Raw genomic sequence first — 15819 nt, forward strand, 5'->3', positions numbered from 1 at the left:
TGTCGAGTGCGTGGTTCGGCCGCGGCACGCCCGGCGAGCCGCAGCAGGACCACGCACTCGACGTCCCACAGACCTCCCGCCCCCGAGACGCCAGGAGTCCTCCCGTGGCACAGACCACGTCCGCGCAGCGCACCAAGGCCCAGCGCGCCGCCCGCTCCGCGACCGCCCGGGGTGCGGGCCACCAGACCGGGGACGGTGCCGGCCGTCCCCGCCCGCGGCCGCCGGAGCGCGAGCGCGCCCGGTGGCCGCGGAACCTCTCGCGCGGCCGCCGCGCGCTGCTGGCCGCCGCGGCTCTGCTGGTCGGGGCCACGATCGTCGCGGTCGTCGTCTGGGCGCTCACGCGAGGGCCCGACGACGGAGCGTCCGGCGCGTATGCCGTGGACCCTGCGCGCGTGGCCGAGCTCGAGGCCGCCGAGGCCGCGCGCGACGCGGAGAACCTGGGCGTCGTGACCGACTTCGCGCTCTCCGCCCAGGAGCGCCTCGTCCCGACCATGAACGACCTGTCCGTGGCGCTGCCGCTCGACGGTTCGCCCGGCACCCCTGCGACCCCCGAGCAGGTCCGGGCCTGGCGCGAGGCGCTCGCGGGCCTGACGACCGAGGCCGAGGCGCTGCCCGCCGGCGCGTCGGGGTACAACGTCACGCGCAACGGCCTGGGCGTCTCGATCGCGCTGCTGGGCGACACGGTCGACACGCTCGTCCTGGCCGAGGGCGCGGCCGAGCCCGCCCGCGCCGAGCTCCTGGCGCTCGCGGCCGACCTGCGGCTGCGGGCCGCGGACACGTGGAGCATGGCCGCGACCCAGCTCGACGAGTTGAGCGTCGGCGCCGACCAGGGGCACGTCCACGTGTTCCTCCCGCTCCACCCGGACGACGCGGGCGACGGCGCCGCGAGCCTGGGCGGGAGCGACCACTAGACCGGTGCCCGCCGGGACCACCTGCGGGTGGGCCGAGTCCCGGCGGGCGCCCAGGGGCACCGTGCGCACGAGGAGGTGAGGACGGACGCAGGACCGGCGGCCCCGCCGCCGCGGAGGACGACGATCGACTTTCAAGGGAGAAAGCTGTGACCGTACGACACCGAAGAAGACGGGCAGGGGTGAGCGCGTTCGTCGCGCTGACGCTCGCCGCCCCGACCCTGGCCCTGACGGCGACCCCCGCCGCTGCCCACGACGAGTTCTCCGTGCTCGTCTTCTCCAAGACCGCCGGGTTCCGGCACGACGCGATCCCGGCCGGGATCGCGACGATCAAGCAGCTCGGCGAGGACAACCACTTCGCCGTGACGGCGACCGAGGACGCGGGGGCCTTCACCGAGGAGAACCTCGCGGGCTACGACGCGGTCGTGTGGCTCTCGACGACCGGCGACGTGCTGAACGCCGACCAGCAGGCCGCGTTCGAGGCGTACATCGCCGACGGCGGCGGGTACGCGGGCGTGCACGCGGCGTCCGACACCGAGTACGACTGGCCCTGGTACGGCGACCTCGTGGGCGCGTACTTCTCGGCGCACCCGCAGAACCAGACCGCGACCGTCGTGGTCGCCGACAAGGACCACCCCTCGACCGCGCACCTGCCCTCCTCGTGGGAGCGGTACGACGAGTGGTACAACTTCCGCGAGAACCCGCGCGGCGACGTGCACGTGCTCGCGACGCTCGACGAGTCGACGTACTCGCCGGGCGGAGGCGCCATGGGTGCCGACCACCCGACCGCCTGGTGCCAGGACGTGGCCGGGGGCCGCTCCTGGTACACCGGTGGTGGCCACACGCAGGAGTCGTACGCCGACCCGGCGTTCGTCCAGCACCTGCTGGGCGGCATCCAGACCGCCGCGGGAGCGGTCGACGCGGAGTGCGGCGCGACGGTCGAGAGCTCGTACGAGCAGATCACGCTCGCGAAGGGCGCCGAGAAGACCGGTGAACCGATCGCGCTCGCGGTCCTGCCGGGTGGCGACGTCCTGCACACCTCGCGCGACGGACGGGTCTGGTACACGACCGCAGACGCGTCGACGTCCCTCGCGGGCACCATCCCGGTGTACTCGCACGACGAGGACGGCCTCCAGGGAGTCGCGATCGACCCGAACTTCGCCGAGAACCGCTGGGTCTACCTCTACTACGCGCCGCGGCTGAGCACTCCCGCGGGCGACGCCCCGGAGAACGGGACGGGCCCCGAGTCGTTCGCGGCCTTCGACGGCCACAACCAGCTCTCGCGCTTCACGCTCACGGACCAGAACACGATCGACCTGGCGAGCGAGAAGAAGATCCTCGAGGTCGAGGCCTCGCGCGGCACGTGCTGCCACGCGGGTGGCGAGATCGACTTCGACGCCGAGGGCAACCTCTACCTGTCGACGGGTGACGACACGAACCCGTTCGCCTCGGACGGCTACACGCCGATCGACGAGCGGGCGACGCGCAACCCGGCCTACGACGCCCAGCGTTCCTCGGGCAACACCAACGACCTGCGCGGCAAGCTCCTGCGCATCACCCTGAAGGACGACGGGACGTACACGGTCCCGGATGGCAACCTCTTCGCTCCCGGGACGGACAAGACCCGTCCCGAGATCTACGCGATGGGCTTCCGCAACCCCTTCCGGTTCTCGGTCGACAAGGCCACGGGGTACGTGCACCTCGGTGACTACGGGCCCGACGCGGGCGCGGCGAACCCGAACCGCGGCCCCGGTGGCTCGGTCGAGTTCAACGTCATCACCGAGCCCGGCAACTACGGCTGGCCGTACTGCGTGGGGGACAACGTCCCCTACGTCGACCACGACTTCGCGACGGGCACCTCGGGCGCGGCGTTCGACTGCGCCGCCCCCAAGAACACGAGCCCGAACAACACGGGGCTCGTGGACCTGCCTCCGGCCATCGCTGCCTGGCAGCCCTACGACGGCGGCAACGTCCCGGCCTTCGGCTCGGGCGGCGAGTCGCCCATGGGTGCGGTCGTCTACGACTACGACCCCGAGCTCGCCTCGGAGACCAAGTTCCCCGAGTACTACGACGGCAAGCCCCTGCTGTACGAGTGGGAGCGGCGCTGGATCAAGGAGGCCGTGCTCGACGAGGACGGCAGCCCGGCGGGCTTCGCCCCGGCGCTGACGGGGCTGGACATCCGTCGTCCCATGAACCTGGAGTTCGGTCCGGACGGCTCGCTGTACGTGCTCGACTACGGCAGCGGCTACTTCGGCGGCGCCGCGGACTCCGCGGTCTACCGCATCGACTACGTCAAGGGCTCGCGGTCCCCGGTCGCGGAGATCGAGGCGTCGGTGACCAACGGCGGTGTGCCGCTCGAGGTCGTCCTCGACGGCTCGGGGTCCAAGCATCCCGAGAACCTGCCGCTCACGTACGCGTGGGACGTGGACTCGGACGGCACGGTCGACTCGACCGAGCCCGTCGTGACCCACACCTACACGGCCAAGGGCCAGTACACGGCCCGCCTGACGGTCACGGCCCCCGACGGCAAGACGGGGGTGTCCACCACGACCGTCACGGTCGGCAACACCGCTCCCGTGGTCACGCTCGAGCTGCCGCAGGACGGGCAGTTCTTCGACTTCGGCGACCAGGTGCCCTTCAAGGTCACGGTCACGGACGCCGAGGACGGGACGCAGGTCAACTGTGACTCCGTCGTCGTCGAGTACATCCTCGGCCACGACAACCACGGGCACCCGCTCTCGAGCGCGACCGGTTGCGAGGGCGTCCTCACGACGGTCAAGGACGAGGGCCACGGTCTCGACGCCAACATCTTCGGCGTGGTCAACGCGACCTACACCGACGGCGGGGCCGAGGGAGTGCCCTCGCTGACCGGCGACGACGAGGCAGTGCTGCACACGCGCACCAAGCAGGCCGAGTACTTCACGGCCCAGCAGGGCGTGCAGGTCGTCGACAAGGCCGCGGCCGAGGGCGCCAAGCAGCTCGGCTACATCGCCCCGGGCGACTGGTTCGCGTTCGACCGGATGAACCTCAAGGACATCACGGGCATCTCGGCGCGCTACACGTCGGGCAACGCGGGCGGCCTGATCGACGTCCGCGTCGGAGCGTCGGACGGACCGCTCCTCGGGACCATCACGATGGGCTCGACGGGCAGCTGGGAGACGCACGCGTCGTCCGACGTCGTGCCGATCACCGACCCGGGCGGCACCAGCACGCTGTTCTTCGTGGCGCGCTCGGCGTCGGGGGGCACGGGCGACATGTTCGACGTCGACTCGCTCCACTTCGCGGGCAAGGGTGCGGCGAACAACGTGGCACCGAGGATCACGTCGGTCACGGGCACGCCCACCACGGGCGACGCCCCGCTCGACGTGACGTTCACGGCCGCGGCGACCGACGCCGACGGCGACGCCCTCACGTACGCGTGGGACTTCGGCGACGGCGGCACCGGTACCGGGGCGCAGGTCGCGCACACCTACACGACGGGCGGCGCGTTCACGGCCACGGTGACCGTGACCGACCTGGCTGGCGCCTCGGCGTCGGGCACCGTGAAGGTGACGACGTTCGGTGCGCTCGAGTGCACCGAGCCGGACCCGCAGCGCGGGCCCGAGGACGAGTTCCTCGGTGCGTCGATCGACGCGTGCCGTTGGGACGTCCACAGCTACCGCCCGGACCTCGCCGAGGTGCGCGACGGCAAGTGGGTCGTCACCACGACCGACGACGACTTCTACGGCACGGCGAACTCGCCCGTGCCGAACATCGTCACGACCGACCAGCCGGGCGACACCTGGACCGTGGAGACGTCGTTCACGGCGCCCCTCGCCCGGTCCGCGCAGCAGGGCGGACTCATCGTCTACCTCGACGAGAAGAACTACGTGAAGCTCGACGTGGTCGGCAACGACGACGGCTCGGTGCGCGCGGAGCTGCGCAGCGAGGTCGGGGACGTCACGCAGAACCCGCAGCCGGGGATCGACAACCTCGCCAAGCCGGTCTACGGCGAGTACCAGCTGCGGCTGTCCCGTGCCGGTGACACGTTCACGGGCCAGGTCTCGGTCGACAACGGCCAGACCTGGGCAGCGCTGCCGGGCGGCGTGACGAACCCGGCGGCGAAGGACGCCGGGGTCGGTGTCTTCGCGCTCGGCAAGCTCGCGGGCGCGGCGCAGATCGACGTCGCGTTCGACTACGTGCGTCTCGTGGACGGCACCACGCCGCCCACGTGCGAGGGCACGACGGCGAGCGACACGTTCGAGGGCACCGAGCTCGACGCGTGCCGCTGGTACGTCGTCAACCCCGACGCGTCCAGGCTCGCGGTGAGCGACGGCGCGCTGCGCCTGACCACCACGGACGACGACGTGTTCGGCGCGACCAACTCGACCGTGCCGAACATCCTGCGCAACAAGATCGTCACGGGTGACCGGTGGACGGTGGAGACGACCGTCACGTCCGACCTCACGCAGAACTACCACCAGGGCGGCCTCATGGTCTTCAAGGACCAGGCCAACTACGTCAAGGTGGGCGTGATCCACAACGGGGCGGCTGCCGGGACCGTGGGCTTCGAGGCACGCAGCGAGAAGGGCGACGTGGTCCAGGACCCGCAGCCCGGCGTGTCCGACCTGCCGCGCGAGGCCGACAAGAACTATCACGTGCGCCTCGCGCGGGACGGGAACACCTTCACGGGCTCCTGGTCGCTCGACGGCGTCACCTGGACGGACCTCGCACCGGTCACGAACGACACGCTCGCGGGCATCGCGCCGGGGCCGTTCGCGCTCGGCAAGAACCAGACGGCTCCCACGACGGTCGCGTTCGGCGACGTCACGTTCGTCGAGGACGAGCCCGAGGTCTGCGAGCCGGCCACGCCCGCGGAGGGCTACCGCATGCTCTTCGACGGCACGGCCGAGTCGCTCGCCGGCTGGAAGATGGCCGGCCCGGGCGGGTTCGAGCTCCAGGAGGACTGCTCGATGCGGTCCACCGGGGGCATGGGCCTGCTCTGGTACCCCGAGGAGCTCGAGGCGTACAGCCTCACGCTCGACTGGAAGATGGCCGGGGACGACAACTCGGGCGTCTTCGTCGGGTTCCCGGACCCGGGGAACGACCCGTGGGTCGCGGTCAACCAGGGGTACGAGATCCAGATCGACGCGACGGACGCCGACGACCGCACCACCGGTGCGATCTACACGTTCCAGAGCGCCGACCTCGCCGCCCGCGACGCCGTCCTCAAGGCGCCGGGGGAGTGGAACGCGTACGAGATCAGGGTCGAGGGTCAGCGGATCCGGGTGTTCCTCAACGGGACGCTGATCAACGACTTTACCTCGACCGAGCCGTCCCGCGACCTGTCGTCCGGCTTCATCGGGCTGCAGAACCACGGCAACGGTGACGACGTCTCGTTCCGGGACGTGCAGGTCAAGGACCTGACCGTCGAGCCGGAGCCCGAGGTCGAGGTCACCTCGACCGTGAAGTCCCAGTGCGTGGGGCGCACGGCCAACGTCTCGGTGCGAGTGGTCAACGACGAGGACGTCCCCGCGGACATCGTCGTGACCACGCCGTTCGGCACCAAGACCTTCCTCGGCGTCCTGCCGGGGAAGTCCGCGCACCAGTCCTTCAGCGCGCGTGCCGGCGCGCTGGAGGCAGGGGTCGCTCAGGTCACGGCGACGGCCGGGGGTCGGACCACGACCTTCGACGTCGCCTACGGGGCCACGAGCTGCGGGTGACCCGGTGGTGACCGGTAGCTGGTGCGCCCGGTCAGCGGTGTGACCGCAGCGGGCGGGGCGGGATCCTTCGGGTTCCCGCCCCGTCCGTCGTCCGGCGGGCACGTGGGACGCGCCCCTGCCCGACGGCGCCGCGCGCCTCGGCGAGCGGAACGGACCCGGCACGCGACCAGAGTGGGCTCAGTCGAGCGGGCGCACCATCACGACGTCGTCGTGCGCCTCGCCGCCCACCACGTAGGTGCGCGTGCCCGCGAACGCGAACCCGTGCTTGCGGTAGAACGCCTGGGCCCGCGCGTTCTCCCCGTTGGTGCCGAGCCACACGGCCTTGTCCGGGACGAGGGCCGGTGCCGCGTCGAGCGCGGCCCGCAGGAGGTCGCTCGCGACCCCCGTGCCCTGGGACGCGGGGTGCACGTAGATCTTCGACAGCTCGACGGTCGGCTCGTCGCCCACGACGCCCACGATGTCCGCGTCGTCGGGCACGCCGCGCACGAGCAGCGCGTAGCCGACCAGGTCGCCGGCGCCGCCGGGCTCGTCGGCACCTTCGGCCCCGGCGGGCGACCCGGGCGACTCGGCCAAGAGCAACGCGTGGTCGGCGCTCGCGGTCCACGCGACGAACTTCTCCGGGGAGAGCTGCGTGCGGATGTGCTCGGCGACGGCCGCGGGGTCGGAACCCGGCGGGCACGCGAGCGGGAACGTGATCGCGGCCAGGGCCGCGAGGCGGTCGGCGTCGGCAGGGGTCGCGGTGCGCAGGGAGGTCGTCACCCGCGGAAATCTACCCGGCGGCACCGACGAGCGGGAGGGGCGTGCCGCCGTCGGGCCGTTGACACCCCGCACCGGCCGGAGGACGGTGGAAGGACCGGAGACGTCGCCCGCCCAGCCCACGGACGCCGCCCCCGCCCGGAGCCCCGACGACGGGGACCGCGTGAGGGGAGGTGAGAACACATGAGGAAGATGGTCGACTGCCGGACCACGCCCAGCGTCATCAACTGCACGCTGACGATCGCCGGCGAGGAGGAGGAAGTCCTCGACGCCGCGTACGACCACATGGTCAGCAAGCACGGTCACGAACCCACACCCCAGCTGCGGGAGGACATCCGTGCCGACCTGGTCGACGCCGAGCCGTCGATGGCCTGAGGAGGCCGGAGGCCCTGGAGCACAGCCGGTCGTGACCGCGCAGGTCACGGCCGACCTGCGTCTTCTCGGCGATGATGAGGTCATGGCACACCACCCGGCGCCCGGCGCGCGCCGCATCGACCTCAACGCGGACCTGGGCGAGGGGTTCGGGCCGTGGGCGCTCGCGGACGACGACGCCCTGCTCGACCTCGTGACCAGCGCGAACGTCGCGTGCGGCTTCCACGCGGGGGACCCGACGATCATGCGCGCGACCACGCGCGCGGCGGTCGAGCGCGGGGTGAGCATCGGCGCGCACGTCGCGTACCGCGACCTCGCGGGCTTCGGGCGACGTTTCCTCGCGGTGCCGCCCGCCGAGCTGACCGCGGACGTCGTCTACCAGCTCGGTGCCCTCGACGCGTTCGCGCGCCTCGCGGGGGACCGGGTCCGGTACGTCAAGCCGCACGGCGCGCTCTACAACGCGATCGTCCGGCACGAGGAGCAAGCGCGCGCCGTCGTGGAAGCGGTCGTGGGGTACGACCCGACGCTCCCCGTCGTCGGGATGTCCGGGTCGGCCGTGCTGCGGCTCGCCGCGGAAGCGGGGCTGCCCGTGGTGCACGAGGTCTTCGCGGACCGCGGCTACGCGCCCGACGGTTCCCTCGTACCCCGCGGGACGCCGGGTGCGGTCCTGCACGACCCGGCCGAGGTCGCCGACCGCGCGCTGCGCCTGGTGACCGAGGGCGTCGTGGTCGCGTCCGACGGCAGCGAGGTCACGGTCCTGGCCGACTCGGTCTGCGTCCACTCCGACACCCCCGGCGCGGTCGCGCTCCTGACCGCGGTACGCCGGACGCTCGAGGCGAGCGGCGTCGTCGTGCGCGCGATCGGGCGGTGACCGTGCCGCCGGGGGAGAGGCAGCCGGCCACGGGAGAGCCCGCCGGCGCGCCCGACGAGCCCCGCGTCCAGGCGTACGGCGACCACGCGCTCCTGGTCGACGTCGCGTCCCTCGACGACGTGCACGCGCTCGCCGCCGCGTTGCGCCTCGCGGACGTGCCGGGCGTCGTCGACGTCGTGCCCGCGGCCCGCACGGTGCTCGTGGTCCTCGACGACTCGGCGACGTCGGCCGACCTGACCCGGGTCGAGGACGCGGTCCGGGGCGCGTGGGCGTCGCGGACCGTGGACGCGGTGCGAGGGGCGGGGAACCTCGTCGAGATCCCGGTCGTCTACGACGGCGAGGACCTGCCCGACGTCGCCGCGTGGGCCGGCCTGTCCGTCGCCCAGGTCGTGGCACGCCACAGCGGGCGGGAGTACGTGGTCGGGTTCGGGGGCTTCATGCCGGGCTTCGGCTACCTGACCGAGGTGGACCCGACGATCGCCGCGCCGCGCCTCGCGACCCCGCGGACCCGCGTGCCGGCGGGTTCGGTCGCGCTCGCGGGCGACCTCACGGCGGTCTACCCCCGGGCCACGCCGGGCGGGTGGCGCTTGCTGGGACGGACCGACGCCCTGCTGTTCGACGTCGACCGGGACCCGCCCGCACTGCTGACCGCGGGGACGAGGGTGCGCTTTCGTGCGGTCGACCGGACGTCCGCAGCAGCGGACGGGCAGGTTGCCGAGGGCGACGGTACGTCCGCCGGGGGAGACGTGCTGCTCCCCGGGGGCGCCGAGGTCCTCGCCACAGGACCGCTGGCGCTCGTCGAGGACGGGGGGCGTCCTGGCTGGGCCGCGTCGGGGGTCGGGAGGTCGGGGGCCGCCGACCAGGGAGCGTTCCGCCTGCTGAACCGCCTGCTCGCCAACGAGGACGGCGCCGCAGCGCTCGAGATCACGCTCGGCGGGTCGGCGCTGAGGTTCCACGAGAGGGCGACGATCGCGCTCGCGGGCGCGGCGACGTCGGCGACGCTCGACGGGACGCCCGTCGGCATGCAGGCGCTGCTCGAGGTCCGACCCGGGGCCGAGCTGCGCCTCGGGTTCGCCCCGCGCGGGACGCGGACCTATGTGGGGGTGCGCGGGGGCTTCGCCGTGGCGCCCGTGCTGGGCTCGCGATCGTTCGACGTCCTCGCCGGTCTGGGGCCCGCTCCGTTGCGCGCGGGGGATCGGTTGGCGATCGGTCCGCGTCCTGCGCGACTGCCCGTGGTCGACCTCGTGCCGCCCCGCGCCGCGACGACGGAGGTCGTCGAGCTCGCGACCCGCCGCGGCGTGCGGGGTGAGTGGTTCGACGACGCTGCGTGGCGCGACCTCGTGGACACCACGTTCGAGGTGTCGGACGCGAGCAACAGGGTCGGGCTCAGGCTGTCGGGTGGGAGGGTCGCACGACGCAGCGGTGAGCTGCCGAGCGAGGGGCTCGTGCCTGGGGCTGTCCAGGTGCCGCCCGACGGACACCCCGTCCTGTTCCTGCGCGACCATCCGGTCACGGGCGGGTATCCCGTGATCGGAGTCGTCGCGTCGGCGGCGCTCGACCTCGCGGCGCAGCTCAGGCCGGGGGACCGGCTGCGATTCCGGGAGACGATCGGCCGGGACCGTTCCTGAGCTCCCGACGGCGTCGGGAGCCGACCGCGGGGACGAGAGTTGACGCAGCCGCGGGGTGCCGCGTAATGTTCTCGAAGTCAGCCCGGCAGGGAGGAACAGACACCACTGCGAAGCTCTTCGGAGCCGCCGCGAAGTGGCTGGATCCCCCGGGTGGCCACCCCTTCAGTCCTTCTCCAGGCACCTGTGTGCCGGGAGAGCGGTCCGGGGCGGCCGGCTCAGGCGGATCACTTCGACCGGACACGGTGAAGTTGAGACGCGGGAATGAGTCTGGTAGGTTGGAGAAGTTGCCCCGAGTGAAGGCCCCTGAGGGGTTGGAGTCGGTGCGTGTCGGTTGCTTGAGAACTCAACAGTGTGCTTGATAGTTAATGCCAATTGTCCTGCATGGGCGTGTGGCGCGCACCTTCGGTGTGTGTTGTGTGTTCGTGTTGAGACTACTTATTTGGTATGAATTGAAAACGTCATGTTTTCGGTTTGTAGCCATGATTATGGACCTTCGGGTCCGCTTCGTATGGTTGTTAATCCTTCGGGGTTGATAGCAAACATTTACGGAGAGTTTGATCCTGGCTCAGGACGAACGCTGGCGGCGTGCTTAACACATGCAAGTCGAACGGTGATGCCCAGCTTGCTGGGCGGATCAGTGGCGAACGGGTGAGTAACACGTGAGTAACCTGCCCCAGACTCCGGGATAAGCCTTGGAAACGAGGTCTAATACTGGATACGAGACGCCCCTGCATGGGGAGTGTCTGGAAAGATTTATCGGTCTGGGATGGACTCGCGGCCTATCAGCTTGTTGGTGGGGTAATGGCCTACCAAGGCGACGACGGGTAGCCGGCCTGAGAGGGCGACCGGCCACACTGGGACTGAGACACGGCCCAGACTCCTACGGGAGGCAGCAGTGGGGAATATTGCACAATGGGCGAAAGCCTGATGCAGCGACGCCGCGTGAGGGATGAAGGCCTTCGGGTTGTAAACCTCTTTCAGCAGGGAAGAAGCGCAAGTGACGGTACCTGCAGAAGAAGCGCCGGCTAACTACGTGCCAGCAGCCGCGGTAATACGTAGGGCGCAAGCGTTGTCCGGAATTATTGGGCGTAAAGAGCTCGTAGGCGGTTTGTCGCGTCTGGTGTGAAAACTCAAGGCTCAACCTTGAGCTTGCATCGGGTACGGGCAGACTAGAGTGCGGTAGGGGTGACTGGAATTCCTGGTGTAGCGGTGGAATGCGCAGATATCAGGAGGAACACCGATGGCGAAGGCAGGTCACTGGGCCGCAACTGACGCTGAGGAGCGAAAGCATGGGGAGCGAACAGGATTAGATACCCTGGTAGTCCATGCCGTAAACGTTGGGCACTAGGTGTGGGGCTCATTCCACGAGTTCCGTGCCGCAGCAAACGCATTAAGTGCCCCGCCTGGGGAGTACGGCCGCAAGGCTAAAACTCAAAGGAATTGACGGGGGCCCGCACAAGCGGCGGAGCATGCGGATTAATTCGATGCAACGCGAAGAACCTTACCAAGGCTTGACATACACCGGAAACTTCCAGAGATGGTTGCCCCGCAAGGTCGGTGTACAGGTGGTGCATGGTTGTCGTCAGCTCGTGTCGTGAGATGTTGGGTTAAGTCCCGCAACGAGCGCAACCCTCGTCTTATGTTGCCAGCACGTCATGGTGGGGACTCATAAGAGACTGCCGGGGTCAACTCGGAGGAAGGTGGGGATGACGTCAAATCATCATGCCCCTTATGTCTTGGGCTTCACGCATGCTACAATGGCCGGTACAAAGGGCTGCGATACCGCGAGGTGGAGCGAATCCCAAAAAGCCGGTCTCAGTTCGGATTGGGGTCTGCAACTCGACCCCATGAAGTCGGAGTCGCTAGTAATCGCAGATCAGCAACGCTGCGGTGAATACGTTCCCGGGCCTTGTACACACCGCCCGTCAAGTCACGAAAGTCGGTAACACCCGAAGCCGGTGGCCCAACCCTTGTGGAGGGAGCTGTCGAAGGTGGGACTGGCGATTGGGACTAAGTCGTAACAAGGTAGCCGTACCGGAAGGTGCGGCTGGATCACCTCCTTTCTAAGGAGCATCACTCACAGCCGGCGCCCTCGGGGGCTGGTTGTGCAGAGGCCATGGCACCCGCCGAACGCGTGGGTGGATGGTTGCTCAAGGGTGGAACATTAACGAAGAGCTCGTCCATGACGGTTCGTGTCAGTACCTGCCCACCTTGTGTGGGTGGTGGAACATCACGGGTACGGGGGATGGGTTTGCCAAGCACACTGTTGGGTCCTGAGGGAACCGCCCGCATGGGTGGGGTCGCTCTGAACGGGCCATCGCGTCTCCTGGGTGAACCGCCAACCGTTGTGTTGGTAGGCCGTGGGAGCGGGTGGGATCGTCCGTAGCTTGAGAACTGCACAGTGGACGCGAGCATCTTTGTAAGATCAAAGATTTATCTTTGTTCTCTGCAATTTTTTGTTGTCAAGTTTTTAAGGGCACAGGGTGGATGCCTTGGCACTAGGAGCCGATGAAGGACGTTGTAGCCTGCGATAAGCCTCGGGGAGTTGGCAAACGAACCGTGATCCGAGGATCTCCGAATGGGGAAACCCCGCTGGAGTCATGTCCAGTGACCCGCACCTGAATATATAGGGTGTGTGGAGGGAACGTCGGGAAGTGAAACATCTCAGTACCGACAGGAAGAGATATTCCGTGAGTAGTGGCGAGCGAAAGCGGAACAGGCCAAACCGTTCATGTGTGATAGCTACCAGGCGTTGCATGGGCGGGGTTGTGGGACCTTTCAGACCGGGCTGGTACCTGGTCAGGGAGTCAGAAAGCCGCGTTATAGTCGAAGGGCATTGAAAGGCCCGGCACAGAGGGTGCGACCCCCGTAGACGAAATGACGCGGCCTCCCGAAGGGGATCCCAAGTAGCACGGGGCCCGAGAAATCCCGTGTGAATCCGGCAAGACCACTTGCTAAGCCTAAATACTACCTAGTGACCGATAGCGGACCAGTACCGTGAGGGAAAGGTGAAAAGTACCCCGGGAGGGGAGTGAAATAGTACCTGAAACCGTGTGCCTACAATCCGTTGGAGCCTCCCTAGCAGGGGTGACAGCGTGCCTTTTGAAGAATGAGCCTGCGAGTTAGTGCTCAGTGGCAAGGTTAACCCGTGTGGGGAAGCCGTAGCGAAAGCGAGTCTGAATAGGGCGAATGAGTCGCTGGGTCTAGACCCGAAGCGAAGTGATCTAGCCATGGGCAGGTTGAAGCGTGGGTAAGACTACGTGGAGGACCGAACCCACCAGGGTTGAAAACCTGGGGGATGACCTGTGGTTAGGGGTGAAAGGCCAATCAAACTTCGTGATAGCTGGTTCTCCCCGAAATGCATTTAGGTGCAGCCTCGCGTGTTTCTTGCCGGAGGTAGAGCTACTGGATGGCCGATGGGCCCTACAAGGTTACTGACGTCAGCCAAACTCCGAATGCCGGTAAGTGAGAGCGCGGGAGTGAGACTGCGGGGGATAAGCTCCGTAGTCGAGAGGGAAACAGCCCAGACCACCAGCTAAGGCCCCTAAGCGTGTGCTAAGTGGGAAAGGATGTGGAGTTGCACAGACAACCAGGAGGTTGGCTTAGAAGCAGCCACCCTTGAAAGAGTGCGTAATAGCTCACTGGTCAAGTGATTCCGCGCCGACAATGTAGCGGGGCTCAAGTACACCGCCGAAGCTGTGGCATTCACACAAACGCTAGGCCTTCGTGGTCCAGGCGTGTGGATGGGTAGGGGAGCGTCGTGTGGGCAGTGAAGTCGCGGGGTAACCCAGCGGTGGAGCCTACACGAGTGAGAATGCAGGCATGAGTAGCGAAAGACGGGTGAGAAACCCGTCCGCCGAATGACCAAGGGTTCCAGGGCCAGGCTAATCCGCCCTGGGTAAGTCGGGACCTAAGGCGAGGCCGACAGGCGTAGTCGATGGACAAGGAGTTGATATTCTCCTACCGGCGAAGAACCGCCCATACCGAACCCGGTGATGCTAAGCGCCCTTAACCAGCACCGTCTCCTTCGGGAGACATCGCTGGAGCGGCGCGCGACCCGAACCGGTACTAGGTAAGCGTATTAACAGGGGTGACGCAGGAAGGTAGCCCAGCACGGCGATGGTTGACCGTGTCCAAGGTTGTAGGGCGAACAGTAGGCAAATCCGCTGTTCACATAGCCTGAGAACTGATAGATAGCGCGTATGCGCGAATTGGGTGATCCTATGCTGCCAAGAAAAGCCTCGGCGCGAGGTTCTAGCCGCCCGTACCCTAAACCGACTCAGGTGGTCAGGTAGAGAATACTAAGGCGATCGAGAGAATCGTGGTTAAGGAACTCGGCAAAATGCCCCCGTAACTTCGGGAGAAGGGGGGCCCGATGCGTGACGGAACTAGCTTCCCGAGCGTTGACGGCCGCAGAGACCAGGGAGAAGCGACTGTTTACTAAAAACACAGGTCCGTGCGAAGTCGCAAGACGATGTATACGGACTGACGCCTGCCCGGTGCTGGAAGGTTAAGAGGACGGGTCAGCCTTCGGGCGAAGCTCAGAATTTAAGCCCCAGTAAACGGCGGTGGTAACTATAACCATCCTAAGGTAGCGAAATTCCTTGTCGGGTAAGTTCCGACCTGCACGAATGGCGTAACGACTTCTCCGCTGTCTCAACCGCGAACTCGGCGAAATTGCACTACGAGTAAAGATGCTCGTTACGCGCAGCAGGACGGAAAGACCCCGGGACCTTTACTATAGCTTGGTATTGGTGTTCGGTGCGGCTTGTGTAGGATAGGTGGGAGACTGTGAAGCATGCACGCCAGTGTGTGTGGAGTCAACGTTGAAATACCACTCTGGTCGCTCTGGATATCTAACCTCGGTCCGTAATCCGGATCAGGGACAGTGCCTGGTGGGTAGTTTAACTGGGGCGGTTGCCTCCTAAAATGTAACGGAGGCGCTCAAAGGTTCCCTCAGCCTGGTTGGCAATCAGGTGTCGAGTGCAAGTGCACAAGGGAGCTTGACTGTGAGACTGACAGGTCGAGCAGGGACGAAAGTCGGAACTAGTGATCCGGCGGTGGCTTGTGGAAGCGCCGTCGCTCAACGGATAAAAGGTACCCCGGGGATAACAGGCTGATCTTGCCCAAGAGTCCATATCGACGGCATGGTTTGGCACCTCGATGTCGGCTCGTCGCATCCTGGGGCTGGAGTAGGTCCCAAGGGTTGGGCTGTTCGCCCATTAAAGCGGTACGCGAGCTGGGTTTAGAACGTCGTGAGACAGTTCGGTCCCTATCCGCTGCGCGCGCAGGAAACTTGAGAAGGGCTGTCCCTAGTACGAGAGGACCGGGACGGACGAACCTCTGGTGTGCCAGTTGTTCCGCCAGGAGCACGGCTGGTTAGCTACGTTCGGAAGGGATAACCGCTGAAAGCATCTAAGCGGGAAGCCTGCTTCAAGATGAGGTTTCCATCCCCGCAAGGGGGAGAGGCTCCCAGCTAGACCACTGGGTAGATAGGCCGGATGTGTAAGGCAGGACTAAAGACTGCTGAAGCTGACCGGTACTAATAAGCCGACAACTTGATAACACTCAAACTTTTTGCT

6 protein-coding genes and 2 rRNA genes are annotated in these 15819 nt (G+C 67.3%); 7 read left to right on the top strand and 1 reads right to left on the bottom strand.

Going from position 1 to position 15819, the window contains the following annotated elements:
- Positions 1-104: 104 nt before the first annotated feature.
- On the top strand, positions 105-911 hold the full coding sequence (locus tag JOD49_RS17475) for a hypothetical protein (RefSeq protein ID WP_205308301.1): 807 nt from the start codon (positions 105-107) through the stop codon (positions 909-911).
- 179 nt (positions 912-1090) lie between these two features.
- Entirely contained in the window at positions 1091-6610 is a 5520-nt protein-coding gene (locus JOD49_RS17480; RefSeq protein ID WP_205308302.1) for a ThuA domain-containing protein, read from the top strand.
- Between the two features lie 177 nt (positions 6611-6787).
- Here the strand turns inward: JOD49_RS17480 and JOD49_RS17485 are convergent, their stop codons facing one another.
- Entirely contained in the window at positions 6788-7369 is a 582-nt protein-coding gene (locus tag JOD49_RS17485; protein WP_205308303.1) for a GNAT family N-acetyltransferase, read from the bottom strand.
- A 180-nt stretch (positions 7370-7549) separates the two neighbouring features.
- Between JOD49_RS17485 and JOD49_RS17490 the strand changes: the two genes are divergently transcribed.
- The 5 genes from JOD49_RS17490 (at position 7550) to JOD49_RS17510 (ending at position 15803) form a co-directional block, all read left to right on the top strand.
- On the top strand, positions 7550-7741 hold the full coding sequence (locus tag JOD49_RS17490) for a DUF1059 domain-containing protein (protein ID WP_205308304.1): 192 nt from the start codon (positions 7550-7552) through the stop codon (positions 7739-7741).
- A gap of 82 nt (positions 7742-7823) precedes the next feature.
- Positions 7824-8609, top strand: a complete 786-nt coding sequence (locus tag JOD49_RS17495) for a LamB/YcsF family protein (protein ID WP_205308305.1) — start codon at positions 7824-7826, stop codon at positions 8607-8609.
- On the top strand, positions 8606-10237 hold the full coding sequence (pxpB, locus tag JOD49_RS17500) for a 5-oxoprolinase subunit PxpB (protein ID WP_307822613.1): 1632 nt from the start codon (positions 8606-8608) through the stop codon (positions 10235-10237). The genes JOD49_RS17495 and pxpB overlap by 4 nt, the downstream gene beginning before the upstream one ends.
- A 542-nt stretch (positions 10238-10779) precedes the next feature.
- A 16S ribosomal RNA gene (locus JOD49_RS17505) occupies positions 10780-12300 on the top strand.
- A 397-nt stretch (positions 12301-12697) separates the two neighbouring features.
- Positions 12698-15803: ribosomal RNA gene (locus JOD49_RS17510) — 23S ribosomal RNA — on the top strand.
- Together the 16S and 23S rRNA genes form the textbook arrangement of a ribosomal RNA operon.
- Positions 15804-15819 lie beyond the last annotated feature (16 nt).

It is taken from the genome of Oerskovia jenensis, from assembly GCF_016907235.1.
Taxonomy (GTDB): Bacteria; Actinomycetota; Actinomycetes; order Actinomycetales; family Cellulomonadaceae; genus Oerskovia; species Oerskovia jenensis.

Coding starts and splice junctions, on each gene's coding strand:
- JOD49_RS17490 (WP_205308304.1), top strand. CDS start 7,550: ATGAGGAAGATGGTCGACTGCCGGACCACGCCCAGCGTCATCAACTGC.
- JOD49_RS17495 (WP_205308305.1), top strand. CDS start 7,824: ATGGCACACCACCCGGCGCCCGGCGCGCGCCGCATCGACCTCAACGCG.